General features: G+C 66.0%; 30 protein-coding genes. 20 read left to right on the forward strand and 10 right to left on the reverse strand.

Annotated elements, in window-relative coordinates:
• The first annotated feature begins 1 nt into the window (after window position 1).
• From ASF79_RS02550 to menC, 6 genes are all read left to right on the forward strand, one after another.
• Window positions 2-1369 (forward strand): ABC transporter substrate-binding protein, encoded by a 1368-nt coding sequence (locus ASF79_RS02550; RefSeq protein ID WP_055775938.1) that lies wholly within the window; start codon window positions 2-4, stop codon window positions 1367-1369.
• Window positions 1370-1469: 100 nt separating this feature from the next.
• Window positions 1470-2390: a carbohydrate ABC transporter permease gene (locus ASF79_RS02555; protein WP_055775933.1), complete on the forward strand. Its 921-nt coding sequence runs from the start codon at window positions 1470-1472 to the stop codon at window positions 2388-2390.
• Window positions 2387-3268: a carbohydrate ABC transporter permease gene (locus ASF79_RS02560; protein WP_055775930.1), complete on the forward strand. Its 882-nt coding sequence runs from the start codon at window positions 2387-2389 to the stop codon at window positions 3266-3268. The genes ASF79_RS02555 and ASF79_RS02560 overlap by 4 nt, the downstream gene beginning before the upstream one ends.
• 54 nt (window positions 3269-3322) lie before the next feature.
• A complete protein-coding gene (gene arfA, locus ASF79_RS02565; RefSeq protein ID WP_055851586.1) occupies window positions 3323-4834 on the forward strand; it encodes an arabinosylfuranosidase ArfA in 1512 nt (503 codons plus the stop codon).
• A 9-nt stretch (window positions 4835-4843) separates the two neighbouring features.
• Window positions 4844-6130 (forward strand): saccharopine dehydrogenase family protein, encoded by a 1287-nt coding sequence (locus ASF79_RS02570; RefSeq protein WP_055851589.1) that lies wholly within the window; start codon window positions 4844-4846, stop codon window positions 6128-6130.
• A 13-nt stretch (window positions 6131-6143) separates the two neighbouring features.
• Entirely contained in the window at window positions 6144-7253 is a 1110-nt protein-coding gene (gene menC / locus ASF79_RS02575; protein WP_055851592.1) for an o-succinylbenzoate synthase, read from the forward strand.
• An 87-nt stretch (window positions 7254-7340) separates the two neighbouring features.
• Here the strand turns inward: menC and ASF79_RS02580 are convergent, their stop codons facing one another.
• On the reverse strand, window positions 7341-7994 hold the full coding sequence (locus ASF79_RS02580) for a hypothetical protein (RefSeq protein WP_156366134.1): 654 nt from the start codon (window positions 7992-7994) through the stop codon (window positions 7341-7343).
• Between the two features lie 417 nt (window positions 7995-8411).
• On the opposite strand from ASF79_RS02580, the gene ASF79_RS02585 reads away from it, so the two are divergent.
• Window positions 8412-10253, forward strand: coding sequence for a helicase HerA-like domain-containing protein (locus ASF79_RS02585; protein WP_055851600.1), 1842 nt, complete (start codon window positions 8412-8414; stop codon window positions 10251-10253).
• 25 nt (window positions 10254-10278) lie between these two features.
• Entirely contained in the window at window positions 10279-10689 is a 411-nt protein-coding gene (locus ASF79_RS02590; protein WP_055851603.1) for a DUF3224 domain-containing protein, read from the forward strand.
• On the opposite strand, the gene ASF79_RS02595 is transcribed toward ASF79_RS02590, so the two are convergent.
• Together ASF79_RS02595 and ASF79_RS02600 are read right to left on the reverse strand one after the other, a co-directional pair.
• Window positions 10686-11312 carry a hypothetical protein gene (locus tag ASF79_RS02595; protein WP_055851608.1) on the reverse strand — a complete coding sequence of 209 codons (627 nt, stop codon included), beginning with the start codon at window positions 11310-11312 and terminating at the stop codon, window positions 10686-10688. The genes ASF79_RS02590 and ASF79_RS02595 overlap by 4 nt on opposite strands.
• Window positions 11313-11435: 123 nt before the next feature.
• Entirely contained in the window at window positions 11436-11987 is a 552-nt protein-coding gene (locus tag ASF79_RS02600) for a TetR/AcrR family transcriptional regulator (RefSeq protein WP_146077610.1), read from the reverse strand.
• Between the two features lie 272 nt (window positions 11988-12259).
• Between ASF79_RS02600 and ASF79_RS02605 the strand changes: the two genes are divergently transcribed.
• Complete coding sequence (locus tag ASF79_RS02605) at window positions 12260-13201, forward strand: aldo/keto reductase (RefSeq protein WP_055851616.1); 942 nt, start codon at window positions 12260-12262, stop codon at window positions 13199-13201.
• Here ASF79_RS02605 and ASF79_RS02610 read toward each other — a convergent pair.
• Window positions 13198-14607, reverse strand: a complete 1410-nt coding sequence (locus tag ASF79_RS02610) for a protein kinase domain-containing protein (RefSeq protein ID WP_055777393.1) — start codon at window positions 14605-14607, stop codon at window positions 13198-13200. The two genes, ASF79_RS02605 and ASF79_RS02610, sit on opposite strands and share 4 nt — an antisense overlap.
• 207 nt (window positions 14608-14814) lie before the next feature.
• Between ASF79_RS02610 and ASF79_RS02615 the strand changes: the two genes are divergently transcribed.
• Window positions 14815-15321, forward strand: coding sequence for a GNAT family N-acetyltransferase (locus ASF79_RS02615; protein ID WP_055851619.1), 507 nt, complete (start codon window positions 14815-14817; stop codon window positions 15319-15321).
• Between the two features lie 53 nt (window positions 15322-15374).
• Entirely contained in the window at window positions 15375-15971 is a 597-nt protein-coding gene (locus ASF79_RS02620; RefSeq protein WP_200933516.1) for a DUF6328 family protein, read from the forward strand.
• Here the strand turns inward: ASF79_RS02620 and ASF79_RS02625 are convergent.
• The 3 genes from ASF79_RS02625 to ASF79_RS02635 form a co-directional block, all read right to left on the reverse strand.
• On the reverse strand, window positions 15917-17050 hold the full coding sequence (locus ASF79_RS02625; RefSeq protein WP_055851622.1) for a DNA alkylation repair protein: 1134 nt from the start codon (window positions 17048-17050) through the stop codon (window positions 15917-15919). The two genes, ASF79_RS02620 and ASF79_RS02625, sit on opposite strands and share 55 nt — an antisense overlap.
• A gap of 83 nt (window positions 17051-17133) precedes the next feature.
• Complete coding sequence (locus ASF79_RS02630) at window positions 17134-17439, reverse strand: SHOCT domain-containing protein (protein ID WP_055851625.1); 306 nt, start codon at window positions 17437-17439, stop codon at window positions 17134-17136.
• Between the two features lie 82 nt (window positions 17440-17521).
• Window positions 17522-17878: a hypothetical protein gene (locus tag ASF79_RS02635; protein WP_055775891.1), complete on the reverse strand. Its 357-nt coding sequence runs from the start codon at window positions 17876-17878 to the stop codon at window positions 17522-17524.
• A gap of 54 nt (window positions 17879-17932) precedes the next feature.
• On the opposite strand from ASF79_RS02635, the gene ASF79_RS02640 reads away from it, so the two are divergent.
• Together ASF79_RS02640 and ASF79_RS02645 are read left to right on the forward strand one after the other, a co-directional pair.
• A complete protein-coding gene (locus ASF79_RS02640) occupies window positions 17933-18739 on the forward strand; it encodes a thymidylate synthase (protein ID WP_055851627.1) in 807 nt (268 codons plus the stop codon).
• On the forward strand, window positions 18736-19239 hold the full coding sequence (locus tag ASF79_RS02645; protein WP_055851629.1) for a dihydrofolate reductase: 504 nt from the start codon (window positions 18736-18738) through the stop codon (window positions 19237-19239). The genes ASF79_RS02640 and ASF79_RS02645 overlap by 4 nt, the downstream gene beginning before the upstream one ends.
• Window positions 19240-19354: 115 nt before the next feature.
• On the opposite strand, the gene ASF79_RS02650 is transcribed toward ASF79_RS02645, so the two are convergent.
• Entirely contained in the window at window positions 19355-20680 is a 1326-nt protein-coding gene (locus ASF79_RS02650) for an MFS transporter (protein ID WP_055851631.1), read from the reverse strand.
• Between the two features lie 51 nt (window positions 20681-20731).
• Here ASF79_RS02650 and ASF79_RS02655 point away from each other — a divergent pair, with 51 nt between their 5' ends.
• Together ASF79_RS02655 and ASF79_RS02660 are read left to right on the forward strand one after the other, a co-directional pair.
• Entirely contained in the window at window positions 20732-21847 is a 1116-nt protein-coding gene (locus tag ASF79_RS02655) for an AI-2E family transporter (RefSeq protein ID WP_055851633.1), read from the forward strand.
• A 101-nt stretch (window positions 21848-21948) separates the two neighbouring features.
• On the forward strand, window positions 21949-22512 hold the full coding sequence (locus ASF79_RS02660; RefSeq protein WP_055851636.1) for a manganese efflux pump MntP: 564 nt from the start codon (window positions 21949-21951) through the stop codon (window positions 22510-22512).
• A gap of 32 nt (window positions 22513-22544) precedes the next feature.
• Here ASF79_RS02660 and ASF79_RS02665 read toward each other — a convergent pair whose 3' ends face one another.
• Together ASF79_RS02665 and ASF79_RS02670 are read right to left on the reverse strand one after the other, a co-directional pair.
• A complete protein-coding gene (locus tag ASF79_RS02665; protein WP_055851638.1) occupies window positions 22545-23024 on the reverse strand; it encodes a PPOX class F420-dependent oxidoreductase in 480 nt (159 codons plus the stop codon).
• A gap of 9 nt (window positions 23025-23033) precedes the next feature.
• Window positions 23034-23591: a CGNR zinc finger domain-containing protein gene (locus ASF79_RS02670; RefSeq protein WP_082495644.1), complete on the reverse strand. Its 558-nt coding sequence runs from the start codon at window positions 23589-23591 to the stop codon at window positions 23034-23036.
• 72 nt (window positions 23592-23663) lie between these two features.
• Between ASF79_RS02670 and ASF79_RS02675 the strand changes: the two genes are divergently transcribed.
• The 5 genes from ASF79_RS02675 (at window position 23664) to msrA (ending at window position 26718) form a co-directional block, all read left to right on the forward strand.
• A complete protein-coding gene (locus tag ASF79_RS02675; protein WP_055851641.1) occupies window positions 23664-24650 on the forward strand; it encodes an EamA family transporter in 987 nt (328 codons plus the stop codon).
• A 37-nt stretch (window positions 24651-24687) separates the two neighbouring features.
• Complete coding sequence (locus tag ASF79_RS02680) at window positions 24688-25125, forward strand: SRPBCC family protein (RefSeq protein WP_055851643.1); 438 nt, start codon at window positions 24688-24690, stop codon at window positions 25123-25125.
• A complete protein-coding gene (locus tag ASF79_RS02685) occupies window positions 25125-25625 on the forward strand; it encodes a DNA alkylation repair protein (protein ID WP_235500608.1) in 501 nt (166 codons plus the stop codon). Before ASF79_RS02680 ends, ASF79_RS02685 begins: the two co-directional genes overlap by 1 nt.
• Before the next feature lie 89 nt (window positions 25626-25714).
• A complete protein-coding gene (msrB, locus tag ASF79_RS02690) occupies window positions 25715-26203 on the forward strand; it encodes a peptide-methionine (R)-S-oxide reductase MsrB (protein WP_055851646.1) in 489 nt (162 codons plus the stop codon).
• Window positions 26200-26718, forward strand: coding sequence for a peptide-methionine (S)-S-oxide reductase MsrA (gene msrA / locus ASF79_RS02695; protein WP_055851649.1), 519 nt, complete (start codon window positions 26200-26202; stop codon window positions 26716-26718). The genes msrB and msrA overlap by 4 nt, the downstream gene beginning before the upstream one ends.
• The last annotated feature ends 25 nt before the right edge of the window (window positions 26719-26743 follow it).

Consider the following 26743-nt stretch of genomic DNA (forward strand, 5'->3'; position numbering starts at 1 on the left):
AGTGAAGACCAAATCACTTCTGGCCGTGGTGAGCGCTGGCGCTCTCCTGGTCACTCTCGCCGGCTGCTCGCCCGATGTCAGTGCGGGAGGAGGCAGCACCGACTCCGCCGGCGGGGACGCGGGCTCGTGCAGCAACACGATCGTCAACAAAGACGCCCCCCAGGTGTCTGTCTGGGCGTGGTACCCGAACATCAACACGGTCGTGGACATGTTCAACAAGTCGCACGACGATGTGCAGGTCTGCTGGTCGAATGCGGGCCAGGGTGCCGATGAATACGCCAAGTTCTCCACCGCGATCGCCGCCGGCACGGGTGCCCCCGACGTCGTCATGCTCGAGGCCGAGGTCGTACCCGGCTTCATCCTGCAGGATGCCCTCGTCGACCTGAGCGAGCACGGCGCCGACGACGTGAAGGCCAACTTCAGCGCCGGAGCCTGGAAAGACGTCTCGAGCGGCGACTCGGTCTACGCCATTCCGGTCGACGGTGGCCCCATGGCCATGATCTACCGCGCCGATATCTTCACGAAGTACGGCATCGCGGTTCCCACGACGTGGGACGAATACGCCGCTGCGGCGCAACAGCTGAAAGACGCGGGCGGCCCGTTCATGGGTGACTTCGGCAGCAATGTGCCCGCCTGGTTCACCGCTCTGATGACGCAGAACGGTCAGACGGCCTGGGACTACGAGTCGGCCGACCCCCAGAAGATCGGCATCGATCTCAACGACGACGGCAGCAAGAAGGTCGCCGACTACTGGCAGGACCTCGTGAAAAAGGGCCTCGTCGACACGAAGGACCAGTTCAACACCGACTACATCGGCGGTCTGGCGAATGGCTCGTACGCCACGTACGTCTCGGCGGCGTGGGCTCCCGGATACCTGACGGGTGCCGGAGCCTCGACCGAGGGAGACGGCGCCGACTGGAAGGCGGCCCCGCTTCCCCAGTGGGACCCGGCGAATCCCGTCTCCGTGAACTGGGGTGGGTCGACGTTCGCGGTCACGACGCAGGCCAAGGACAAAGATCTCGCTGCGACCGTCGCCAAGGAGCTGTACGCATCCGACGAGGAACTGCAGGACGGCGTCGACACCCAGACGATCTTCCCGCTCAACCAGAAGATGCTCGCCTCTGACGCATTCGCCGACACCCCCGTCAAGTTCTTCAACGGCCAGACGGCCAACAAAGACGTCTACATCCCGGCGGAGAACGCGTACGAGGGCTACACCTACAGCCCATTCACGACGTACTACTACTCGGAGCTGACCAAGTCGATGGTCTCGATCATCGACGGCAGCAAGTCTGGATCGGAGTCACTCGATGATCTGCAGAAGACGATGACCGATTACGCCAAGGCCCAGGGTTTCACCGTCAAGTAACGCAGCTCCACCCCTGAGACCGGCTCAGGGAACACTCGTTCCCTGAGCCGTCGAAGGGCACCCACCCGAGACCTCGCCCGCAGTCGATAGAAGGACTGACATGACCAACCCCGCCGCCGTGCTCAGAGCACCGTCCCGGCGCCGCAATCTGCGTCGCCCCTGGATAGGCTGGCTTTTCATCGCTCCGTTCGGAGTGATCTTCCTCGTCTTCCTCGTAGCGCCCCTCGTCTACGCGTTCTACCTCAGCCTCTTCTCCAAGGGTCTCGCCACCGGTACGACCTTCTCCGGGGCCGGCAACTACGTCAAGGCGTTCACCGATCCCGAGTTCCTCTCCGGCATCTGGTTCGTGATCCGCTTCGCGGTCATCCTCATCCCTATCCAGATGGCCGTCTCTCTGGCGGCGGCGCTCGTGCTCGACGCACTCACCACGCGGCTCTCGCGCTTCGCACGACTCGCCATCTTCGTGCCCTACGCCATCCCGGCCGTGGTCGGCACCCTCATGTGGGGCTTTCTCTACAGCCCGACCTTCGGCCCGCTCACCGACCTCTTCAAGGTGGTCAATCAGAGCGCACCCGAGATCCTGAGTTCGGGAAACATCTTCGGCGGGCTCCTCAACATCGTCGTCTGGCAGTGGGCCGGCTACTACATGATCATCATCTACGCGGCGCTGCGAGGCATCGACCCCAGCATCTACGAGGCCGCGCGTATCGACGGCGCTGGTCCCCGTCAGATCGCCTTCCGCATCAAGGTGCCCATGATCTCGAGCGCCATGGCGCTGATCCTCGTCTTCGCCCTCATCGGCACACTGCAGTTCTTCACGGAGCCGCAGGTGCTGAGGCCGATCTCGAACGGCTCGATCACGTCGAGCTTCACTCCCAACATCTACGCGTTCGATCTCGCCTTCCGCTTCTCGCAGTTCAACTACGCGTCGACCATCTCGTTCTCGCTCGGCATCGTGGTCTTCATCGCGGTGTACATCTTCTTATTCGCCAGCCGCAAGCGCCGGGGAGGACTGTCATGACGACCATCACCAGAATTCCCACGGCGAAGAAGAGGCCGAACATCACGGCGCACGTGTTCCTCGTGGCCCTGATCATCTACTTCCTGCTTCCGCTGTGGTGGCTGTTCGTGGCCAGCACCAAAGATCCGCAGGGACTGTTCACGGGCACGGGCGGCGCCCTGTGGTTCGACAAGAACTTCAACCTGTTGGCCAACATCCAGGAGCTCATCACCTACAAGGGCGGCATCTACTTCCGCTGGCTGGGCAACTCGGCTCTCTACTCCCTGCTCGGTGGGGTGGGCGCGACGATCCTGGCGGTTCTCGCGGGCTACGGCTTCGCCAAGTTCCCGTTCAAGGGGCGAGACTTCTCGTTCGCCGTCTTGCTCGGCTCGGTGATGGTGCCGCTCACCGCGCTGGTCATCCCGACGTTCATGCTGATGTCTCAGCTGCACCTCACGAACACGATCTGGGCGGTCATCCTGCCGTCACTGCTCAGCCCGTTCGGCGTGTACCTGATGCGGGTCTACGCGGCAGACGCCGTTCCCGACGAACTGCTCGACGCGGCTCGCGTCGACGGTTCGGGAGAGCTACGCACCTTCCTCACGGTCGCGCTGCCGCTGATGCGACCCGCCGTCGTCACCGTGCTGCTGCTCTCGGTCGTCGGAACGTGGAACAACTACTTCCTCCCGCTGGCCGTTCTCAGCGACCAGAATCTCTACCCCGTCACCGTCGGGCTGGGCGGTTGGCAGGCGCTCGCGGCATCCAACAACGGCGGCGGAACCTCGCTCTACACCCTCATCGTGGTCGGGTCGCTCATCTCGATCATCCCGCTGGTGATCGCCTTCCTCTCGCTGCAGAAGTACTGGCAGGGCGGTCTCTCGCTCGGCGCTCTCAAGTAATCGCTGCTCGCTCAACACCCATCCTTCTCCACCCCTTCTACTCGGGAGACACCCATGGTCACTGCACGCCTCATCCTCGATCCCCACTTCGCCGTCGGTGCGATCAACCGTCGCATCTTCGGCTCGTTCGTCGAACACCTCGGACGCTGCGTCTACGACGGCATCTACGAACCCGGCCACCCGACGGCCGACGCCGAGGGCTTTCGCGGCGATGTCATCGATCTGGTGAAGGAGCTCGGCACCACCACGATCCGGTACCCCGGCGGAAACTTCGTCTCGGGATTCAAGTGGGAGGACAGCGTCGGGCCGCGAGAAGACCGGCCGCGCCGCCTCGACCTCGCCTGGCACTCGACCGAGACCAATGAGATCGGACTGCACGAGTTCTCGTCGTGGCTCGCGAAGGTCGACAGCGAACTCATGCTCGCCATCAATCTGGGCACGCGCGGTGTCGAAGAGGCCCTCGACCTGGTCGAGTACACGAACATCCGCTCGGGCTCGACGCTGAGCGACCAGCGCATCGCCAACGGTCAGGTCGAGCCGTTCGGCGTCACGATGTGGTGCCTCGGCAACGAGATGGATGGCCCGTGGCAGCTCGGTCATCGCAGCGCCGAGGACTACGGCAAGATCGCGAGCCAGACGGCGAAGGCTTTGCGCCAGCTCGACGAGCGCCTCGAGCTCGTCGTGTGCGGATCGTCGAGCGCCCAGATGCCCACCTTCGGATCGTGGGAGCGCACCGTGCTGCAGCACACCTATGACGACGTCGACTACATCTCGTGCCACGCCTACTACGAGGAGCGCGGGGGAGACCTCACGAGTTTCCTTGCCTCCGGCGTCAACATGGACCACTTCATCGAGTCGGTCGTGGCCACGGCCGACAGCGTCAAGGCCGAGCTGCGTTCGTCGAAGCAGATCAACATCTCGTTCGACGAGTGGAACGTCTGGTACATCGACCGCTACCAGCAGGTCGACCGGATCACCGATATCGAGGAGTGGCCGGTCGCACCGCGGCTGCTCGAGGACGTGTACTCCGTGGCCGACGCCGTCGTCTTCGGCAGCCTGCTCATCTCGCTGCTCAAGCACGCGGATCGCGTGCAATCCGCGTCTCTCGCCCAGCTCATCAACGTGATCGCCCCGATCATGACCGAGCCGGGAGGCGACTCGTGGCGCCAGACCACGTTCTTCCCCTTCGCGGTCACCTCGCGCCTCGCGCGGGGCACGGTTCTCGAGGTGCGACTCGAGAGTGACACACACGAGACCAAGGAGTACGGAACCGTCGCCACCGTCGACGCTGTCGCCACGGTCGATGCCGAAGCGGGAACCGCCGCCGTCTTCCTCGTGAATCGCAGCGAGACCGAGGAGGCCACGGTCACGATCGACGTCGCCGCCCTGGGAGATCTGGGCCTGCTCGAGGCGTCGACGCTCGCCGACGACGACGTCTACGCGGCGAACACTCTCGCCGACCAGAATCGCGTCGGGCTCAGCCCCAACACGTCGGCCGTAATCGTCGACGGCGTCGTCACGATCACCCTGCCCGCCGTCTCGTGGAGCGCGGTGAGCCTGGGGTAGCGTTCACCCATGAGAATTCTCCTGGTCGGTGCCGGCGGCGTCGGTGACGCCATTGCCAAGATCGCAGCGCGGCGGTCGTTCTTCGAGCAGATCGTGGTGACCGATTACGACGTCTCGCGCGCCCAGCGCACCGTCGACTGGATCGCGTCGAAGCACGGCAGCGAGGTCGCCGGCCGATTCGCGGTCGACGCGATCGACGCATCCGACCCCGACAACGTCGCAGACGTCGCTCGCAAGCACGGCGTCAGCCACGTGATGAATGCCGTCGAGCCCAAGTTCGTGCCCACGATCTTCGCGGGCGCGCTCGCCGCAGGTGCTGACTATCTCGACATGGCGATGAGCCTGTCGGAGCCGCACCCCACCGACCCCCACTCCGAGACCGGCGTCAAGCTCGGCGACGACCAGTTCGCTCAGGCGGCCGACTGGGAGACCGCCGGACGGCTCGCGCTCGTCGGAATCGGAGTGGAGCCAGGACTCAGCGATGTGTTCGCCCGCTACGCCGCCGACCACCTCTTCTCGGAGATCGACGAGCTCGGCACCCGTGACGGTGCCAACCTCGTGGTGCGCGACGAGGCCGGCAACGAGATCTTCGCCCCGAGCTTCTCGATCTGGACCACGATCGAGGAGTGCCTGAACCCTCCCGTCGTCTGGGAGAAGGAGCGCGGCTGGTTCACCACGCCCCCGTTCTCCGAGCCCGAGATCTTCACCTTCCCCGAGGGCATCGGCGACGTCGAGTGCGTCAACGTCGAGCACGAAGAGGTCCTGCTCATGCCCCGCTGGGTCGACGCCAAGCGCGTGACCTTCAAGTACGGGCTGGGCAACGAGTTCATCGGCATTCTCAAGACCTTGCATCAACTCGGTCTCGACTCCACCGTGCCCGTGCGGGTGCGCTCGTCGGGCGGTCCTGTCGAGGTCGCGCCCCGCGACGTCGTCGCTGCCGGTCTTCCCGACCCGGCGACTCTCGGCCCGCGCATGTCGGGCAAGACGTGTGCCGGACTCTGGGTCACGGGCACCGGCGTCGATGGTCGCCCCCGCGAGGTCTACCTCTACCACGTGGCCGACAACGAGTGGACGATGCGCGAGTACGAGGCCCAGTGCGTGGTGTGGCAGACCGCGCTGAACCCCGTGATCGCACTCGAGCTGCTAAGTACCGGCGTCTGGTCGGGTGTCGGCGTTCTGGGCCCGGAGGCATTCGAGGCCCGCGCGTATCTCGAGCTGATGCGGGCTCCCGAGTCTGAAGGCGGCTACGGGCAGGCGTGGGGCCTCGAAGACCGACTCGTTCCTCTCATCTCGTGAGCGGGTTGCGCGCATGAAGGTCGAGCGCGTCACCCTGCATCGCCTTGCCATGCCCCTCGTCAGGCCCTTCGAGACGAGCTTCGGAACGCAGACCGATCGCGACGTGCTCCTCGTGCACCTCGTCACCTCGGACGGAGTCGAGGGGTGGGGCGAGTGCGTGGCGGGAGCCGACCCCGTGTATTCGAGCGAGTACGTGTCGGGGTGCGAACACCTCATCGAGAACTACCTGGCGCCCGCGATTCTGGCCGAACCCGACATCACGGCCGAGACGTTGGATGCGCGGCTGCGCTTCGTGGTCGGCCACCGCATGGCGAAGGCCGCCGTCGAGGCGGCCGTTCTGGATGCCCAGCTGCGCGCATCCGGCATCTCATTCGGGCGTTACCTCGGCGCCGTGCGCGAGGAGGTCGACTGCGGGGTCTCGGTGGGCATCGCGCCGACTCTCGACGAGCTGCTCGACGAGGTCTCGGGCTACGTGGCTGAGGGGTATCGGCGCATCAAACTGAAGATCAGGCCGGGATGGGACCTGGAGCCCGTGGCCGCCGTGCGCGCCCTGCTCGGAGACGACGCTCTGCTGCAGGTCGACGCGAACACGGCCTACACGCCCGACGACATCGACCACCTGCGCGAACTCGATCAGTTCGGCCTGCTGCTCATCGAGCAGCCCTTCGTCGAAGACGACATCGCGGGCCACGCCGTTCTCGCGGCCGCCATCGACACTCCGATCTGCCTCGACGAGTCGATCACGTCGGCCGCCATCGCACGCGATGCGATCGAGCGGGATGCGACTTCCATTGTCAATGTGAAGCCGGGCAGGGTCGGGGGATACCTCGAATCCGTGCGCATCCACGACGTGTGCGTGGAGCGCGACGTGCCCGCCTGGGTCGGCGGCATGCTCGAGACGGGGTTGGGCAGAGCTGCCAACGTCGCTCTCGCCGCGCTGCCCGGATTCACACTTCCCGGAGACACCTCGGCATCCCGCCGCTACTACGCGGAAGACCTGACGGAGCCCTTCGAGCTGGTCGACGGGCGGCTCAGGGTTCCCACCGGGCCGGGAACGGGCGTGGCCGTGCGACAGGAGCTCGTCGCCGAGTGGGCCACCCGTCCGCCGCTACTCCTCCGCTGATCCAGCTGCGTTTCGTTATGTTCGCCGCCGAGTTGCCGGAATCTGCCGCCTCATCACAGGTCGAGGCGGCGAAAACGGGCAACTCGATTACGACCGAGCACGAATCGAGGCCGCCAACTCGGCGATGAACTCGTCGGGCGCCGCGAGATCGTCGGCGGTGTAGCGCTTCGCGTCCCAATCGATGGCCTTCAGCCTTCTGAAACGAGCGATGTCGCGACGCCACTGCCTCTTGTCGGTGCGGTGATGGTCGCCCTCGTAGTCCATCGAGATCTTCAGCTCGGGGTACGCGAGGTCGACGCGGGCCACGAAGACGCCCCTCTCATCGAACACGTCGTAGTTGGTGACGGGGGCGGGGAGCCCCGCCAGAATGATGATGACTTGCTGCCACGACTCCATCGGCGATTCGCTGCCGTCGTCGAGCATCGGAAGTGCCTTCCGTAGAAGTCTGGCGCCCCGCCCGGCCCCGTAGTCGTCGACGGCGCGAGCGAGCCGGTCGAGGTGCGTCAGCGGGAGGGCGCGGTGGATGAGGCGGTCACCGACTGCGACGAGCGGCGCGAGGGAGAGAACAGCACCGAGATCGCACCAGGTGCGTTCGGGCGTGGTCACGCCGAATCCGAAGCGGTTATCGACATCGTCGGCCGACAGGGTGGCCTGATGCCCGATCACCCCGTGACGGTGGGGCGCGCGCCGACCGCGAGGCACTGACACGTGGAGGGGTGAATCCTGAAGATCGAGCGGCATGGGCAGACGGTGCAAGATTGCGGCCGTCGCGTGGCTGAAAGCAGCCTCGGGCGGAAGAGCCTGTGTCAGAGCGCGGCACCGCTCCTCGAACAGCATCGCCGGTGGAAGACCGTCCTCCCACCCGGCAGGGAGGCGATGCCATGAAACGGCGTCGTCAGGTCGCGGGCTCGCAGGCGTCTGGGGCTGACACCATTGGCCCTCGCCTCGGCGACCGTGAACGCGCGGGGCGGAAACACGATTCGTTTCGGAGTGATCGGACTCACCCGCTCACTATGCCCAGCCCGCAGAATCCCTGCAGAAGTTGTCCACAGCGCCGTCGAGTTGCCTGAATCTGTCGCCTCATCGCAGGTCGAGGCGGCTGAATCGGGCAACTGGATTCGGCGCTCCGGGGTCGGGCTGCCTCGGTAGAGTTTGCTCATGACGAACGCCGACGGTTCTGTTCTGGATGCTGCTGCCGCACTCGCGCAGGCGAAGGCTGCGGCCGAGGCCGCTCAGGCTGCGGCGGATGCGGCCCAGGCCGCGCTCGACGAGGCGACACGGCGGGCTGCGGCCGCCGAGGCCGCGGCCGCCGAGACCGAGTCCGCGCCAGTCGAGCCCGCGCCCGCGCAACCCGCCTCCTCGAGCCAGCCCATCGCATCCGGCCCGCTGAGCGACGCGGCGGTCGAATCGGTTCGCGCGGGCTACGACTTCGCCGGCGAGGCGCTGCAGATGGGTGCGCTGGTCAACGGTGAGGCGCGCGCCGACGTGCAGGTGCGCATCCCGCTCAGCATGATCGCGCGTCACGGGCTCGTCGCCGGAGCAACAGGAACCGGCAAGACGAAGACGCTGCAGGGCCTCGCGGAGCAGCTGTCCGCCGCGGGCGTTCCCGTGTTCGCGGCCGACATCAAAGGCGACCTCTCGGGGCTTGCCACGGCCGGCGCATCCAGCGACAAGCTCGCCGAGCGAACCCGGGGAATCGGGCAGGACTGGCAGCCGACCGCATTTCCCACCGAGTACTTCACGCTCGGCGGCCTCGGCACCGGAGTGCCGATCCGGGCCACGATCACGAGCTTCGGCCCGCTGCTGCTGTCGAAGGTCCTCGGTCTGAACGAGACGCAGGAGTCGAGCCTGGGGTTGGTGTTCCACTACGCCGACGCGCAGGGGCTGCCGCTCATCGACATCTCCGATCTGCGCTCGGTTCTGAGCTACCTGCAGAGCGACGAGGGCAAGGCGGAACTGAAGGAGCTGGGCGGTCTCTCGTCCGCGACCGTCGGCGTCATCCTGCGCGAGCTCATCACCTTCGCCGATCAGGGCGCCGACGTCTTCTTCGGCGAGCCCGAGATCGACACGGCCGACTTCCTGCGGCTCGCGGCCGATGGGCGCGGCATCGTCAGTCTGCTCGAGGTTCCGGGCGTGCAAGACAAGCCCGCCCTGTTCTCGACCTTTCTCATGTGGCTGCTCGCCGACCTCATGAACGACCTCCCCGAGGTCGGAGATCTCGACAAGCCCAAACTCGTGTTCTTCTTCGACGAGGCGCACCTGCTGTTCTCGGGCGCCTCGAAAGACTTCCTCGCGGCCATCACGCAGACCGTGCGACTCATCCGATCAAAGGGTGTGGGCATCTTCTTCGTCACCCAGACGCCGAAGGACGTGCCGGGGGATGTGCTCGCGCAGCTGGGCTCCCGCGTGCAGCACCAGCTCCGGGCCCACACTCCCGACGATGCCAAGGCTCTGCGGCAGACCGTGCAGACTTATCCGGTCAGCGAGTACGACCTGGGCGAGGTGCTGCAGAGTCTGGCTATCGGCGAGGCGATCGTCACCGTGATGAATGAGAAGGGCGCGCCGACTCCCGTGGCATGGACACGGATGCGCGCACCCCAGGGATCGATGGATCCGACCCCGGCAGCGGACCTGCAGGCCACGGTGCAGTCGTCGCCGCTGCTGGCACGCTACGGGGCCGCGGTCGACCCGGACTCGGCGAAGGAGATGCTGGCGCGCCGTCTCGATGCCGCATCCGCCGCGGCCGCGCAGAAGGAAGCCGCGGAGGCCGCCGCCGAGCAGGCGGCGAAGAGCGAGAAGGAGCGGCTGGCCGCGCAGAAGAAGATCGACGCCGAGTACGACCGCCTCGCCAGGCAGAGCCAACCACGTCGCGCGCCACGCACATCCTCGTCTCGCCGGTCGTCGAAGACTCCGATCGAACAGGTTCTCGGATCGTCGGTGACGAAGACGATCCTCACCGAGGTGATGCGGGGCATCTTCGGCAACGCCCGTCGACGCTGACCCGTCGACGCTCTAGGATCGGCTCATGATCGAAGTCGCTCCCGTCATCGCCCCGTTCGAGATCACCGGCTGGGAACAGGAGCCGTATGGCGACGAGGGCGAGCGCAACGAACTCGCTCAGGTGACGGTGACCAAGGTCTTCACCGGAGACATCGAGGGGCAGAGCGTCGCACGGCTGCTGATGGCGGGCAATCCGGCGGGTGCCGGCTACGTCGCATCCGAACTGTTCACCGGTCAGGTCGGCGCTCGATCAGGATCGTTCGTCGTGCAGCACGGTGGACTGGTCGACGGCGATGATGCGCATTCCTTCGGCAGCATCGTGCCCGGCTCGGGAACAGGAGAGCTAGTCGGCGTCAGAGGTGAGGCGATCTACGCGAACAACGAAGAAGGGCACACGCTCACGCTGACCCTGCGCTTCGTCGCGGAGTCGGCCTAGCGCACCACGAGCGTCTCGGGTGACATCAGAAGGATGAGCACCAGCGAGAGTGCCGCGATCGTGCCGGCTGCAACAGCACCGCCGAGCCACGGCCAGCGCTCGAACCAGTAGAGGATCGACGAGTAGTCACGGCGAAGCTCGGTCCGCGTCAACGGCTCTTCGATTCGTCTGACGGGAACATCGAACGCCGAGGCCATGGCCTCGATGCTGTCGGTAGACCAGAACTGGCCCCGCATGCGGAGAAGAGCCTCGCCCGTGGTGTCGAGAAGGAACAGCTGGGGAACCGTCTCGAGCGATTGGCCGCGATAGGCCGTGATGATGAGCACGCTCTCGATGCGCTTGCTCGCGACCCGGTTCGTCGTGAAGAAGCCCCGCTCCGAGACGCAATCGTGCGCGATGCGGATCGACACCCTCGAGAGGAGGAACGACGCGGTCGCGTAGACCGCGGTCACGACGAGGAGGGCGACGAAGACCCGCGGCCACGTGCCTCGCGGAATCGAGAACCAGAAGACGGCGGCGAAGACGGGAATGAGGAGGGCGGCCGTGACGAGGCGCGTCTGCCCGTGTAATTGTGCGATCGGGCGAAGAACGCGATCGGTGCGCGACGAGGGATTCGGTATCACAGTGACCTCGATCCTTCGATGCACAGACGGGAATCGACACCCCCGACTGTGTCCATCGTAAATCGCGGTCCACGGCAACGGACAGCCGCATTAATGAGGACACGCCTTGCGGCACGACGCTCGTCAGCTGGAGGAGGGCGAGTCGCCTGAACCGATCAGCTCGACGGCGACGTCGGCGAGGCGCTCGATCAGTTCGTCGGAGGCGGGCGTGTGCAGCACGAGTTCGCTGAAGTACACCGGGCCGACGAGCTCGGCGAATTGCTCGGTCGTCAGAGGTCCCACCAGCTCGCGCAGTTGCTCGAGGCGCTTGTCGCTCATGTCGTCCATCGACGCCACGGCCTTGTCTTCCTGGGTCGCGTGGTGAATCAACGATGTCAGGGCGACCTTGGTGATCGGTTCGTGGATTCCGTCGCGGACGCTCGTGAGGAAGTGCACGACCCTCTCGCGGTTCGACAGGCCCTCCGGATCGAATCCGTCGGCGCCCGACGCGAGACTGACGGCCTCGCTGATGACCTGCTCGATCGTTCCCCAGTGCACGTAGAGGGTGCGGCGCGAGACCTCGGCCTCTTTCGCGAGGCTGCTCAGGGTGATGGTCTCGCCGTTGCGCTCGGACAGCATGCGGCGTGTGGTCTCGAGCACGTGCAAACGGGTTCTTTTGATTCGAGGATCGGTCACGAAAATAATGATAGACGGTACGTATTCTTTGCAGCATGCTCTTGACGGCACAGGCGGGGCCCTGTAGGTATCTTCCAAGGTTTTGCATTAGCGTCGATCGGGTCCCAGGGGAAGAGCGATCAACTCCAGGGCGAGAATTTCACCTCATGAATCACCCTGTATGTGCCATTCCCGGCATCGGGAACATCGCGCGAGCAACATCCGGAACTGAAAGTCGCTGCCGGGTCAATGTTACTTATAATACAGATCGTCTATAACGCGAAGGAGTCATCATGACCGCCATAGGTTCATCGGATCTGACCGTCTTTCCCCTCGCCCTGGGTGGCAACACCTTCGGGTGGACGAGCGATGAGAGGTCGTCCCGCGATGTGCTCGATGCTTTCGTGTCGGGCGGCGGCGACCTCATCGACACGGCCGACAGTTACTCGGCCTGGGTCCCCGGCAACTCGGGCGGCGAATCGGAGTCGATCATCGGCCGATGGATGGCGGACCGCGGCAATCGGTCCGACGTCGTCATCGCGACCAAGGTCAGCCAGCACCCCGAGTTCCGCGGACTCTCCGCCACGAACGTCGCGGCGGCCGCCGACGCGAGCCTCGCTCGCCTGGGCACCGACTACATCGATCTCTACTACGCCCACTTCGACGACGAGAACACCCCGCTCGAAGAGACGGTCGCCGCGTTCGACGCGCTGGTCACCGCAGGCAAGGTCCGCTACATCGGCATCTCCAACTTCTCCGCCGAGCGTGTGTCGGAGTGGGTGGGCATCGCCAGGCGCAACGGATTCGCGGCGCCGGTCGCGCTTCAGCCGCACTACAACCTCGTGCACCGATCAGACTTCGAGAAGCACCTCGCACCCGTGGCCGAGCGTGCGGAGTTGGGAGTGCTGCCGTATTTCGGTCTGGCCGCCGGGTTCCTCACCGGCAAGTACCGCACAACCGCGGATCTCAGTCAGAGCAATCGCGGTGCCGGTGCGAAGGACTACCTGACCGACGAGGGCCTCGGCGTGGTCTCGGCTCTGGCGACCATCGCGGATGCGCGGGGTGTGGCGATCGCGAGCGTCGCGTTGGCCTGGTTGCTGGCTCGACCCACCGTGGTCGCGCCCATCGCGAGCGCCCGAACGCTGGCACAGCTGCCCGATCTGCTCGAAGGGGCGCGTCTCGAGCTGACGGGCTCGGAGATCACCCTTCTCGACGAGGCGTCGGCGGGCTTCTAAGCCTGAACGGCCGGGGCTGCGGCCGGGTGGGCCTTTCCCGACACCCGGCGCACCTCGAGGCGCAGTTCGAGCTCGCTCATGACCATGGCGGCGAGATCGCCGAGCGTCTCGAGATCGCGCGCGCTCGCCTCACGCGGTTCGAAATCGAGAACGCACAGGGTGCCGAGATTGTGCCCGTCGCGGGTGGTCAGCGGAACCCCGGCGTAGAACCGGAGTCCGAATTCTCCTGCCACGAGGGGGTTCGCCATCGCTCGCGGGTCGAATGTGGCGTCATCCACCACCCACGGCTCGCCTCCGAGGATCGCGGAGGCGCAGAGTCCCGCGTCCCGACCGACCTCGGAGATGTCGAGCCCGTGATGCGATTTGAACCAGACGCGGTCGAAGTCGACGATGCTGACGATGGCCACCGGCGCATCGAACAGGCGGGCGGCCAGCGCGGTGATGCGGTCAAACGCCCCGTCGGGCGGGGTGTCGAGCACGTCGTAGCGTCTGACTGCCGCGAGCCGGGTCGCCTCGTCGCTCGGCAAGACGCCCGCGTCGGGGGCGCTGTGCCGACCCGAGTCCGTGAGGAAGGCGCGACGGAAGAACAGGATGATGTCGCCCAGCGCCGGCCTGTCGGCGATGGTGCGTGACGTCATGCTCGTGAGGAGGATCCGCCAATCGACGGGCAAGTCGTCGGGAACCTCGGGATCGTCGATGAGGCGTGCCATCGCCGCCTGGAGTTTCGGCCCGGTGAACGAGGGTGCCCCGCTGAGGCATTCGAGCAGAACGAGTCCCAATGAGTACACGTCGCTGGCCGGCCCGAGTGCTTCTCCCCGTGCCTGCTCCGGGCTGAGGTACGCGGCGGTGCCGGTGGCCGAGCCTTGGCTGGCGGGCAACCCGTTTCGTGACTGTGCGATGCCGAAGTCGGCGAGCTTGGCACGCGTGCGCACGCCGTGGCTCGTGTACTCCGCCAACAGGATGTTGGCGGGTTTCACGTCGCGGTGCACGACCCCGTGGTGATGGGCGTACTCGAGCCCTTCGGCGAGGTCGTAGGCCAGCTGGGCAACCTGGCGTCGGCCCATCGGCCCCTCGTCGAGCGCCTGCTTGAGGTTCTTGCCCTTCACGAGTTCCATCACGAGGAAGCGGCGCGGATTCGCGGCGTCGGTGCGATCGATTCCCGCGTCGTGAAGCGTGACGAGGCTCGGATGATTCAGGCTGGCGAGCACGGCCAGTTCGTGATGTTGGCGGGCGAGCTCCTCGGTATTCGCCGGGGCCGGTTCGAAGAGTTTCACGGCCACGTCTCTGCCGAGCAATTGATCGTGGGCACGGTAGACCGAGGCCATGCCGCCTTTGCCGACGAACGAATCGATGCGATACCGGTTGTGCAGCACGGAGTACGGATGGCGTGATGCCGTTTCGCTCATCGTGCAGCCCCCATCCCCGTGGATGCCGTTCACCCCTCTATGCGATCGTAGGTGCGGATCCGACGGAACCTCACCAATGACAGCGGGGGTTGACGAGCGATATACACCCGTGCTGCAGCGGGCGCAACCGCTTTCTCTGCACATCGTGCATCCCGCCGGGGGTGCCGCGCAAGGACAAAACTCCTATTTGTTTGCGAGGATTGTCTGATGCCCGAAAATATCGAACTCGACATCCAGCATGTCGCATGGTCAGACCCGCGCGCGATCGCACTCCGTGACGTTATGGATGCGGAGATGGAGGTGCGGTACGGCCTGTCGAGTCCGGCCGACGCCGAGCTCTCAGAGGCGATTCATCGTGCGCTCGCGGTCGACGAGTCGACCGTCGTCGACACGGTGCTGCTCGTCGACGACGGTGTGCCCGTCGCCCACGCCGGCCTGCGGATGCTGCAGACGGATTCGGGCTCGGAGTGGGAGGTCAAGAGGGTCATCGTCGATGGCACACGACGCGGACGAGGTCTTGGCCGTGCGTTGATGAGCGAGATCATCGACATCGCTCGGCGTGGCGGCGCAGAGCGCCTCATCCTTCAGGCTGGTGACCGACAGCCGGAGGCCGTGGGTCTCTATTCCACGCTCGGTTTCACGCCGATTCCGGTCTACGCGCCGTACGCGGAGTCCATGCCGCAATCGCTGTGTTTCGAGTTGATTCTTCGCTGACCCGACCCGCGCTCTTCGGTACTCTGGCGGCACACACAGTGTGAGGAGCGATCGTGGACACGAAGACCGGCCCGGATGATCTGGATGCCGACCCGAACGACGGTCGCCGCGAGACGGTGACCGAGAGGCTCGACCGCAACTGGGACGAGATCCTCCAGGAGCTCCGCGTCATCCAGACCGGAACGCAGATCCTCACCGGATTTCTTCTCGCCGCCGTCTTTCAGAGCAGGTTCAGCGACCTCGACGACTATCAGAAGGGCGTCTACGCCTCGTTGGTCGTCGTCACCATTCTCACGACCGTGATGGGGCTCGCGCCGGTGAGCCTGCACCGCATCCTCTTTCGACAGCACGCGAAGGCGACGATCGTCGGCGCCACGGATCGCTTTCTCCAGGTGACCATGGCCGGTGTCGCCATCACTCTGGCCGGAACGGCGATGCTCATCTTCGATTTCGTGTTCGGCCGGGCAGGCGGCATCGTTGCCGGGGTCGGGGTGCTGCTCGTGGTCACGCTGCTATGGGTGGTCGTGCCTCGTCGTCTGCGTTCGCGTGTCTCTGCCACCGCTGGCGTCGGCGTGGAGGCCCCTCGTCCGAGTGCTCAGCCCGGGGAGACTGACGACGGGACCTCGAGCTCGAAGGCGCGACGCGAGTAGCGTCGCCCGTTGATCTGCAGTTCGATCAGGTGGGTGCCCGGGTAATGGACCCGGGTGGTCATCTGATGGATGGCGTGCCTCTTGCGCAGGCCGACGGTCTCGCCCGGCTGCAGGTCTTTCGCGCTGAGCTTGAACACCTTCTCCGCCAGTGCGCCGGAATTCTTCACGTACGAGACGACGTAGTCGATCGCGAGTCTCGTGGCGGCATCGCCCTCGTTGGTGACGGTGAGCGAGAAGTCGAGTGACCCCGGCAGAGTCACCGTCTCGTCGGCGAGCGCTATCGGCGAGACCCGCAGCGTGGCATCCGAGAAGCCCATCAGCGCCAACGCGGCGGGGTCGGCTTTCTTGATCAGAGTCCGGAGACCGTGCCGAACGACCCATGCCGTGTTCGCGTCGGGTTCGGCGAGCCAGCGCCCAGCCGTCCGCGCGACCAGCGCCGGGCTCTGTCGACTGAGGTCGTTCAGATGATTGGCGACGGAGCGTCGCACATACTCACTCGGATCCGTCCGGAGTGCATCGAGGATCGGCACCGCCTTCTCGGGTGACGAGGTGAGAGAGGCGACGCGCACCGCCCACGGCAGGAACGGGCGGGTGCCTTCGGACGCGAGGCGTCGCACGTGCTCGTCGGGACTGCGCGTCCAGGGCAGGATGTTCGCCAACGCGCGATCGAGATCCGCGGCCAGAAAGCGCCGGATGGCGAACTCCGCGGTGAGCCGCGGAGTCAGTTCGGCCAACAGTCGGAGTCCGTCATCGAAGCGCACGAGAGCCTGGTGCGAGTCGCTGGAGAAGCCGCGAAGTGCCGCTGTCGTGACCGCCTCCGTCACGGGCCAGATCATCCAGCCGGTGAATGCCGGCAGACGCAGCGCTCGTCGCACTGCCGTGGAGAGCTCGTCATAGCTCGACTCGTCGCTCAGCATGGCCACCGCCACGAGATCGCTTCGTGCTCGCAACTGCAGGCCGTCGACGCGATCGGCAGACTCTTCGACGGCGCCCCAGGCGCGGGTGCCGTCCGCCTCGCGAAGGAGCCCGGCCAAGCTCAGAACCGTGCTTCTATCGATCAACTCGTTCATCGCGCCCATGGCGTCACGCTACAAGGATTGACGCGGATATCGGCAAAACCGGCGCTCGTCTCGCTCCAGGTCGGCGACGTCGGGTCGAAGCGCTACAGCTGGGTCAACAGTCGGGCGCGAGCGGCGTCGTATTCGTTGGCGCTGATGGTGCCGGCCGCGCGCAACTGTTCGATCTTCTCGAGCCGCGCCTCGACGCTGGGCTGCGAGCTCAGGGCATCGCTGTCGAGCAGCTTCGTGGCGATGTCGGTCTGCAGCGTGAGCGGGTTGTGCCCTGCCCGGCGAGCCCGCGAGGCATTTGCGATCACACTGACGATCACAAAGACGAAGACCAGGGCGATGATGCCGCCGACGATCCATAAGATGATCGGCATGAAGTCGGGGGTCGTGCTTCCAGGCATGGTGCTTCCCTTCTCTCGATCAGCCCATCCTGCCCGGGGTCAACCCCGAATGGGGGTCATGCGGAGGAAGTTCGGAGGTGCGTCAGGCATCGATGATCGCGATGAAGCGCGTGCCGATGCCGTCGATCTCACTGCGCTTGAGGCCCTCGGCCGGCAGAGGAATGTCGCCGATGCTGTGGTGATCGCAGGTGAGGTAGGTGAACTCCGGCCACCATTTCTTCGGGCGAACCGATTCCTCGAAGCCGCAGACATCGCAGCGAAGCTGCACCCAGACGGCCTTCTTGCCCGTGCGGTTGGCCCGCGACTGTGCCAGCCACGGCGGGGGATTGTCGTTCATCTCCGCGAGCTCGGTCTCGGAGATCTTGGCGGCGATGCCGTGTCTGCGTGCCATCTCCATCGAGATGTCGAGGCGGAGGGCGGCTTCTCGTCGAGTGATCATCGTGGTCAACGATAGTTCGTCCCGTCAGAGCATCCGTTGGATTAAGCTCGCAGGGTGCCCACACTTCAGACGCCCTACGAAGACCTGCTGCGCCATGTGCTCGAGACGGGGGCTGCGAAGTCCGACCGCACGGGAACGGGAACGACGAGTGTTTTCGGCGCGCAACTCCGCTTCGATCTCAGCGAGGGCTTTCCGCTCATCACCACCAAGCGGGTGCACTTCAAGTCGATCGCCTACGAGCTGCTCTGGTTCCTGCGTGGTGAGAGCAACGTGGGCTGGCTGCGCGAGAACGGCGTCACGATCTGGGACGAGTGGGCCGACGCCGACGGTGAGCTCGGCCCGGTCTACGGCGTGCAGTGGCGCTCATGGCCCACTCCGTCGGGCGGGCACGTCGACCAGATCTCCCAGGTCATCGAGACGCTGAAGTCCGACCCCGACTCGCGGCGCATCATCGTCTCGGCATGGAACGTCGCCGAGATCCCCGAGATGGCGCTGGCCCCCTGCCACGCCCTCTTCCAGTTCTACGTCGCCGACGGCAAGCTGTCCTGCCAGCTGTACCAGCGCAGCGCCGACCTGTTCCTCGGTGTGCCCTTCAACATCGCGAGCTACGCGCTGCTGACCCACATGGTGGCGCAGCAGGCCGGCCTCGAGGTGGGCGACTTCATCTGGACCGGCGGCGACTGCCACATCTACGACAACCACGTCGAGCAGGTCACCGAGCAGCTCAGCCGCGAGCCGTACGCGTTGCCGAAACTGCGCATCACGCGCACACCCGACAGCATCTTCGACTACCGGTACGACGATTTCGAGATCGTCGACTACGTGCACCACCCGGCCATCAAGGCGCCTGTCGCCGTATGAGTGTGGCGCTCATCTGGGCCGAGGCCCGTGGCGGAGTCATCGGCGACGACGGCACGATCCCCTGGCACCTGCCAGAAGATCTCGCCCACTTCAAAGAGGTGACGCTGGGAGGCACGGTCGTGATGGGCCGCCGCACCTGGCAGTCGCTGCCCGAGCGCTTCCGGCCCCTCCCCGGGCGGCGCAACGTCGTGCTGACCCGCGATCGCGACTTCACCGCCGACGGCGCCGATGTCGAGCATTCGCTCGACGAGATCCTGGATGCGACGGGTCGCGACGATTCGTCGGCTCCCGTCTGGGTCATCGGCGGCGGTGAGACCTACTCGCAGGCCCTGCCCCGAGCATCCCGTCTCGAGGTGACCGAGGTCGACCTCGAGGTGGCCGGAGACACCCGGGCGCCCGCCGTCGACCCCGCCGATTGGAGCCCTGCCGAGGCGACGGACTGGCTCGAGTCGCGCACCGGCATCCGCTACCGTTTCGTGAGCTACGACCGCCGCCGTTAGCGCCTCCGCTGGAGCCGCACTCTGCGACATCTCACCGAGCTAACACGTTCGCTGTGATGGTGAGGTGGCGCATCTGGCGAGTTTGACCGGGTGAGAAGCCGCCGTCTGCGTCATCTCACCGCTGGGGGTCTTCGTCGCGGGCCGTGCGGTGCCAGTCGTCTTCGAGCATCCGGGGCCGTGCGACCACTCGGCCCGCGACGGCGATGACGACGAGGGTGAGCAGCAGGAAGGCGAGGGGTGCGGTCCAGCCGCCAGAGAGCTCGTGCAGAACGCCGACGAGCAGCGGTCCCAGTGCCCCGAGCGCGTAGCCCACGCCCTGTGTGAATCCGCTGAGCGCGACGGTCCCCTCCGGCGTGCGGCTTCGGAGCCCCACCAGAACGAGCACGAGAGGGAACGTCAGCGGCCCGGCGCCGACGAGAGCCACCCAGACCCAGGGGAGCGCGGCCGGAGCGAAGAGCAGCCCGAGATATCCGGCCGCGAAGCAGACGAAGCCGAGCGCGATCAGTGGCGCTACCGATCGCATCCGGCTCGCGAGAACGGGCACGGCGAGCGAGAACGGAATGCCCATGCCGGCGTAGAGCGAGAGCAGAACTCCCGCCTGAGCAGGTGACACCCCAGCGAGGTCCGTCAAGAGTTCGGGAAGCCACGCGAAGGCCGCATAGACGTTGAGGCTCGTCATGCCGAAGAGCAGGCCCATCGACCAGGCCAGGGGCGAGCGCCAGACACGCCCGGCCACCGCCGGTGAGATCTCCGGCAGAAGGCCGGCGTTCGAGGGCGATCCGGATGCCGCGGGCCCGGCCGCCGCCGTGGCCGCCCGCGTCGCCGCGGCAGTCGCCCGGCGGTCGCGCATCCAGAGCATGAGCCAGGGAATGATCGCCACCGCGGCCAGCGCCGCCCACATCGAGACGCTGAGACGCCACCCGAGCGAATCGGCGATAGGCACGGCGACGAGGGGTGGGATCAGGCTGAACAGCGCCATGATCGTGACGTACATCGAGGTGAGCGTGCCGATCGATGTCGGGAAGTACTTCTTGACGATGGGCGGAAGGACGACGTTCGCTACGCCCATTCCCGCGAAGGTGAGCACGCTCGCGAGGGCGAGGACGGCGTAGTTCGGCGCGAGACCACGCGCGAGGTGCCCGATCAGGATGGCGCCGAGCGCCGCGATGAGCAGCGTCTCGAGGCGCAGGTGCCTCTTGAGCGCGGGCGCGAGCAGCCCGAAGACCGCGAAGCAGAGAGGGGGGAGGGTTCCCAAGAGCCCCACGCCCACGCTGTCGACGGGAACGTCGACGCTGATCTGGGAGAAGATCGGCGACAGCGCGGCTACGGCGGTGCGCAGATTGACGGCGACGAGCACGATGCCGACGAGAGCGAGCGCTCGGCCACCGGCTCGGGCGGAGGCGGCCGACGCCCGGCGCGGAAGATCTGGGCTGGTCGACACCGGCCAAGTCTAGGGGGATGGCAATATCCGATCTTTCCCTAGGGTGTGTATATGACCGTTCCCTCTGGTGAGCCCTCGGCTACTCCGTCTCTGCGTTCCCTGCTCACCGACAAGATGGGGGCACTGGCCATTCGCAGTGGCCAGATCATCATCGTTCTGGCATTGGCCGTGATCGTGGTGTTCGCACTCGTGCAGCTGAAGCTCGTGGTGATTCCCGTGCTGATCGCACTCATCATCGCGGCGGCGGCGTCTCCCATCATGCGGTTCCTCAAGAAGCGCGGCATGTCGGCGATTCTCGCGACCTGGCTCACCCTGCTCGCGGGCATTCTGGTGATCGGCGGCCTCGTCACGCTCATCGTCTTCGCCGTGCGCGGCCAGTGGGACACGCTGGCGTCGTCGGCCAAGGACGGCCTCGACCAGCTGCAGAACTTCATCACGAATGGTCCCATTCCGGTCGATGAATCGCAGATCGAGTCGGCCAAGCAGGCGCTCATCGATTTCGCGACGAGCAGCCAGGCCGGATCGGGTGCCCTCGCCGGCGCATCCGTCGTCGGTGAGCTGGCCACGGGCGCGGCACTGGCCGTCGTCATCCTGTTCTTCTTCCTCAAAGACGGCCCGGCGATCTGGGCGTTCTTCCTACGGCCTTTCCGAGGCCACCGCAAGGCCCGTGGCGAGCGGATCGGTGCCACCGCGGTGCGCGTTCTCGGCGGCTACGTTCGCGGAACGGCCATCATCGCCTTCGTCGACGCTGCCGGCATTGGCATCGGCCTCGCGATCCTCGGTGTTCCCCTCGCACTGCCGCTCGCGGTGATCGTGTTCGTCACCGCGTTCATCCCGATCGTGGGTGCGACCGCCGCGGGAATCCTCGCAGCCCTGGTCGCTCTCGTGGCGAACGGACCCGTGGTCGCCCTCATCGTGGTCCTCATCGTCGTGGTCGTCAATCAGCTCGAGGGCAACTTCCTCCAGCCCGTGGTCATGGCGCAGTCGCTGAAGCTGCACCCCCTCGTGATCCTGGTCGCCCTCACCGCCGGCACGATCCTCGGTGGCATCACCGGTGCCGTGCTGGCCGTTCCGATCGCCGCCGTCGGATGGGCCATCGTCAAGACCTGGAACGACGACGCGCCGCGCACCCCAGCCCCGGCCGTTAGGCAGCCCGAAAAGCCGTGAATCGCGGATTCTGAGCCGTGAGCGGGAAGGCGGCCTGGCATTCTTGAAGCCTCAACGGCGAGCAGCGTATTGCTTGTTCGTCGTGAAAGGTCTCCCATCGCATGGCCCTCTGGTCTGTCTTCTTCGTCGCGCTCGGAGTCTCGGCCGACGCGTTCGCTGTCGCGCTCGGCAAGGGCCTGCACATGCGTCGCTTCAATATGCGCAACGCGCTCATCATCGCCGCCGCGTTTGGGCTGTTTCAGGGCGTCATGCCCGTCATCGGATGGTTTCTCGGCACGCAGTTCGCGTCGTACATCACGGGAATCGACCACTGGGTCGCCTTCGTTCTCCTCGGACTGATCGGCGGAAAGATGCTGTGGGAGGCGTTCTCGAACCCGGAGGACACCGAGATCGACGACAGGCTGAAGCTCAGGGAGCTCCTGGTGCTCTCGGTGGCCACGAGTGTCGACGCGCTCGCGGTGGGCTTGTCGTTCGCCTTCCTGGCGATCTCGATCACCGAGACGGCGGTGCTCATCGCCGCGACGACGTTCGTGCTCACCTTTGCCGGAATCGTGATCGGCCACCGGGCGGGAGTGAAGTTCCGCCGCCCGGCAGAGATCGCCGGCGGGCTCATCCTGATCCTCATCGGCACCCGGATTCTGCTCGACCACCTCGGGATCCTCTGACGCCCGCGCTGCGGCGGACTGCCTGAGGCGGCTTAGGCTCCGTCGAGGCGGGCGGCGACGTCTGCGGGGAAACCGCCCGTCGAGACAGGGCTCCAGCGGGTGGGCGTGATGCGCAGCAGCGACTTGTTCTGCAGCGCCATGGCGGCGCGGTACTCCGGCCAATCGGGGTGCTCTCCCGAGATGCTCCGGTAGTAGTCGACGAGCGCGTCTGCGGCCTCGGGCATGTGCAGCACCTCGGCTTCGCCGTCTACCTGGATCCAGGCGTCGTTCCAGTCGTCGGAGAGCACCAGTACCGACACATTCGAGCGCCGCTCGGCATTACGCGTCTTCGCGCGACCGGGATACGTCGAGATCACGATGCGCCCGTCGTCGTCGACGCCGCCTGAGACCGGCGACATCTGGGGCCGGCCGTCGGCGCGCGTCGTGGCGATGAGCATCCGGTGTCGGGGGCGTACGAACTCGAGCATGCCCTGGCGGTCGACGGAGGTGTTGGTGGAGATCGTTCGTGCCATGCGCCCAGGCTATGCGCTGTCGGCCGCGGCGCGCTCGCGGAAGGCGATCATGTTCACCCGGTTGCCGCAGCGTACGCTGCAGAACCTCTTCGATCCGTTGCGCGAGAGGTCGGCGAAGATCCCCTCGCAATCGGGGGCTCCGCAGGTGCGCAGGCGGGTCATCTCGTCGCTGCGGATCACGTCGACGAAGGCCAGCGACGCCTCGCTGAGAATGCGTTCGGCGAGAGGCTCGTCGTCTTCAGACGCGTGCAGATGCCAGTCGAGCGCGTCGTGACGAACGAGCTGGGGGAGTGCCCGAGTCTGCCGCAGCATGGCGTTCACCTCGACGGCGGCCGCGTCCCGGTCGAGGCTCCAGACGTGTCTGAGCTGCGTGCGCACTCGATGCACCTCGGCGAGTTCGCGCTCGTCGCGGTCGAAGCGGCCCGTGTAGCCGTTCGCGTCGAGAAGCTCGGTGAGCTGCGCGGGCGTGCCGATCTCGTCGGCGCCGCTCCGCGAGGCGCCGGCGACCGTATTTCCGAGGGTGACGATGAAGCCGAGAATGTCTTCGGTGTCAGGGGCAAAACGCAAATTGACTCCTTACTCATTCTGAGACTAGCGTCTGGATCAGAGCATCTCAACGGCAGGGTGAAAGGGAATCGCATGCAACGGTCGTCGACCTCGGCAGGTCTGGTCATCGCCGTCATCGCCGCGGCCACGTTCGGCACCTCTGGCGCCCTCGTGAAGCCCCTGCTCGAATCCGGTTGGAGCCCCGCAGCGGCGGTCACCGTACGCGCGCTGGTCGGCGGCGTCGTGCTGGCGCCCGTCGCCATCCTGACCCTGCGCGGCCGATGGTCGGCGCTGTGGCGATCGCGGGGCCGGGTGCTCGCCATGGCGCTCATCGGTGTCGCGGGAACCCAGCTTCTCTACTTCGCCGCTATCCAGCGCATCCCCGTGGGCACGGGCATCCTCATCGAGTACATGGCGCCGCTGCTGCTCGTCGCCTTCGCCTGGGTGCGCACCCGCCGGATGCCCAAGGCCGTCGTTCTCATAGGCTCGGTCGTCGCGCTCGTCGGCCTGGTCATGGTCGTGTCTCCGGGCGGCACCGCGAGTCTCGACGTGCTCGGGTTGGCGCTCGCCGTCGCAGCGATGGTGGGATGCGCCGTCTACTACGTCGTCGCGGCGCGACCCGACGATGGGCTCCCGCCGGTTGCCCTCGCGGCTGCAGGCCTCGTGATCGGTGGCCTCGCACTGGGCGCCGTCGGACTCGCGGGTCTCGTTCCGTTCACCGTCACGTTCGACGACGTCGCCTTCTTCGGTTCGGCGGCGCCATGGTGGCTCCCGTTGCTGCTCGTCGGGGTCGTCTCGACCGCGATCGCCTACGCGACGAGCATCACCGCGACCCAGATGCTCGGGTCGAGACTCGCCTCGTTCGTCGGCCTGCTCGAGGTGGTGGCGGCCACGTTCTACGCCTGGCTGCTGCTCGGAGAGCAGCTGACTTTGCCCCAACTTCTCGGTGGCGCCCTGATCCTGGTGGGCATCGGCTTCGTGCGCAGTGAGAAGACGGATGCTCCGATCGAGCCGGCCTCGGTAGATCGCGATCCGGAGGCGCCGGCCCGCGCAGTGACACCTCCTGGGCGAAGCGGGTAGTGTCCACTGCAGACCAGCAGCGACGAGGAGTATCACGATGGCACAGCTCAGCATCACCAGGACATTCGACGCGACTCCCCAGGCCGTCTTCGACGCGTGGACCGATCCCGAGAAGTTCGCGGTGTGGTTCGGCACCGACGGTGTGGATGTGCCCTCCGAGACGCTGTCGATGGACGTCCGCCCCGGCGGTTCGTGGAGCGCGGTCATGAAGCTGCCTGACGACACGTCGATCAGCTGGGTCGGCGAATACCTCGAGGTGGATGCTCCCACTCACCTCGTCATGACCATCACAGATAATCCCGCTCTCGACGCGCGCGGCGTGATCACGGTCGATCTCACGCCGGTCGGCGACGGCACCGAGATGATCATGACGCAGGAGTCTCCGGGCTTCGATGAGGGTCAGCTCGAGCAGACCGTGATCGGCTACAACGCGTTCTTCGACGTGATGGGCACCCTGGTCGCCGAGAGCGAGTAGTGGCGGCGCCGCGCATCCGCGAGGCCTGCGACCTCGTCGACGAGGCGCTGCAGTACGAGTCATCGTGGCGTCGTGCCGAAGAGCACCGCGCGATGTTCGGCGAAGGCACCGCCTACTACGGCGCATCCGTCGGGGCGATCCGAGCGACCCTCCGCGACACCCTGCGCCGCTTTCCCGATCTCACGCACGACGAGATCACGGCCCTGAGCTCCCTGCTCTGGGAGGTCGACGTCTACGAGCGGCGGCTCGCCGCGGTGATTCTGCTTCAGAGCCATCTCGACATGCTGGTCGTGACTGATCTGACGAGGCTCGAGGGTTTCCTCCGCTCGAGTGGTGTCGACGAGCTCGGTCTCGCACTCGCTCGCGACGTGATCCGTCCACTCCTCCACTCGCTTTCAGACCGGGATCGTTCGCGCGCCGACACGGTGATCGCCCGATGGACAGAGAGCGAGGATCTCCTCCTCCGCCGGGCCGCTCAGACCGCAGCCCACGATTCCTGAGTGTTTGCCGACCCCGGAACATCCGACGAGTCACGCTGGTTCTACCTCATAACCGCGGCAGCCAGCCGCGCACACACAAGGAGACAACAGTGTCAGCCCAGTACCTCAAGAGCCCCGAGGCGATAGCCCGTCTCACGCGACAGCAACGCCGCGTCACCCAGGACGATGCAACAGAGCCCGCCTTCCGAAACGAGTTCTGGGACAAGAAAGACGCCGGCCTGTACGTCGACGTCGTTTCGGGAGAGCCGCTGTTTGCGTCGACCGACAAGTACGACAGCAGATCGGGCTGGCCGAGCTTCACCGTTCCGGTCGATCCCGACAACATCGTCATCAAGACCGACAAGGCCTTCGGAATGGTGCGCACCGAGGTGCGCTCCGCTCATGGCGACAGCCACCTCGGCCACGTCTTCGACGACGGCCCGACCGAGGCCGGGGGACTGCGCTACTGCATCAACTCCGCGTCGCTTCGTTTCGTCGCAGAGGCAGACCTCGAGAAGGAGGGCTACGGTGATTACCGCGGCCTGTTCACCACATCCACACCTACCGCATCCACAAGCACCGAGGAGATCTCACGATGACCACGACCACTGAAACCGCCATTCTGGCCGGCGGATGCTTCTGGGGCGTCCAGGACTTGATCCGCAAGCGTCCGGGGGTCATCTCCACACGCACCGGGTACTCCGGCGGAGACACCCCCAACGCCACCTACCGCAATCACGGCTCGCACGCGGAGGCCCTCGAGATCGTGTTCGATCCGTCGCAGATCAGCTTCCGCGACCTGCTCGAGTTCTTCTTCCAGATCCACGACCCGTCGACCAAGAACCGACAGGGCAATGACGTGGGCGAGAGCTACCGTTCTGCCATCTTCTACACGTCTGACGAGCAAAAGCAGGTCGCACTCGACACGATCGCGGATGTCGACGCATCCGGCCTGTGGCCCGCGAAGGTCGTCACCGAGGTCGAGCCGGCCGGCGACTTCTGGGAGGCCGAGGAAGAGCACCAGGATTACCTGGAGAAGTACCCCAACGGGTACACGTGCCACTACGTGCGACCCGGATGGAAGCTTCCCCGCAGGGAGCAGTCGGTCGCCTAACGACTGACTCTCGGCAGCATATCGG

The sequence above is a fragment of the Agreia sp. Leaf335 genome (assembly GCF_001423605.1).
Lineage (GTDB): Bacteria > Actinomycetota > Actinomycetes > Actinomycetales > Microbacteriaceae > Agreia.

Bases quoted from the DNA above. Each gene is read 5' to 3' on its own strand.
- ASF79_RS02680 (WP_055851643.1), top strand. From the start codon at position 24,688: ATGGCACAGCTCAGCATCACCAGGACATTCGACGCGACTCCCCAGGCC.
- ASF79_RS02625 (WP_055851622.1), bottom strand. From the start codon at position 17,050: ATGGGCGCGATGAACGAGTTGATCGATAGAAGCACGGTTCTGAGCTTG.
- ASF79_RS02665 (WP_055851638.1), bottom strand. From the start codon at position 23,024: ATGGCACGAACGATCTCCACCAACACCTCCGTCGACCGCCAGGGCATG.
- ASF79_RS02555 (WP_055775933.1), top strand. From the start codon at position 1,470: ATGACCAACCCCGCCGCCGTGCTCAGAGCACCGTCCCGGCGCCGCAAT.
- ASF79_RS02660 (WP_055851636.1), top strand. From the start codon at position 21,949: ATGGCCCTCTGGTCTGTCTTCTTCGTCGCGCTCGGAGTCTCGGCCGAC.
- arfA (WP_055851586.1), top strand. From the start codon at position 3,323: ATGGTCACTGCACGCCTCATCCTCGATCCCCACTTCGCCGTCGGTGCG.
- ASF79_RS02590 (WP_055851603.1), top strand. From the start codon at position 10,279: ATGATCGAAGTCGCTCCCGTCATCGCCCCGTTCGAGATCACCGGCTGG.
- ASF79_RS02635 (WP_055775891.1), bottom strand. From the start codon at position 17,878: ATGATCACTCGACGAGAAGCCGCCCTCCGCCTCGACATCTCGATGGAG.
- menC (WP_055851592.1), top strand. From the start codon at position 6,144: ATGAAGGTCGAGCGCGTCACCCTGCATCGCCTTGCCATGCCCCTCGTC.
- ASF79_RS02560 (WP_055775930.1), top strand. From the start codon at position 2,387: ATGACGACCATCACCAGAATTCCCACGGCGAAGAAGAGGCCGAACATC.
- ASF79_RS02655 (WP_055851633.1), top strand. From the start codon at position 20,732: ATGACCGTTCCCTCTGGTGAGCCCTCGGCTACTCCGTCTCTGCGTTCC.
- ASF79_RS02630 (WP_055851625.1), bottom strand. From the start codon at position 17,439: ATGCCTGGAAGCACGACCCCCGACTTCATGCCGATCATCTTATGGATC.
- ASF79_RS02580 (WP_156366134.1), bottom strand. From the start codon at position 7,994: ATGCCGCTCGATCTTCAGGATTCACCCCTCCACGTGTCAGTGCCTCGC.
- ASF79_RS02675 (WP_055851641.1), top strand. From the start codon at position 23,664: ATGCAACGGTCGTCGACCTCGGCAGGTCTGGTCATCGCCGTCATCGCC.
- ASF79_RS02570 (WP_055851589.1), top strand. From the start codon at position 4,844: ATGAGAATTCTCCTGGTCGGTGCCGGCGGCGTCGGTGACGCCATTGCC.
- ASF79_RS02615 (WP_055851619.1), top strand. From the start codon at position 14,815: ATGCCCGAAAATATCGAACTCGACATCCAGCATGTCGCATGGTCAGAC.
- ASF79_RS02605 (WP_055851616.1), top strand. From the start codon at position 12,260: ATGACCGCCATAGGTTCATCGGATCTGACCGTCTTTCCCCTCGCCCTG.
- ASF79_RS02585 (WP_055851600.1), top strand. From the start codon at position 8,412: ATGACGAACGCCGACGGTTCTGTTCTGGATGCTGCTGCCGCACTCGCG.
- msrA (WP_055851649.1), top strand. From the start codon at position 26,200: ATGACCACGACCACTGAAACCGCCATTCTGGCCGGCGGATGCTTCTGG.
- ASF79_RS02645 (WP_055851629.1), top strand. From the start codon at position 18,736: ATGAGTGTGGCGCTCATCTGGGCCGAGGCCCGTGGCGGAGTCATCGGC.
- ASF79_RS02610 (WP_055777393.1), bottom strand. From the start codon at position 14,607: ATGAGCGAAACGGCATCACGCCATCCGTACTCCGTGCTGCACAACCGG.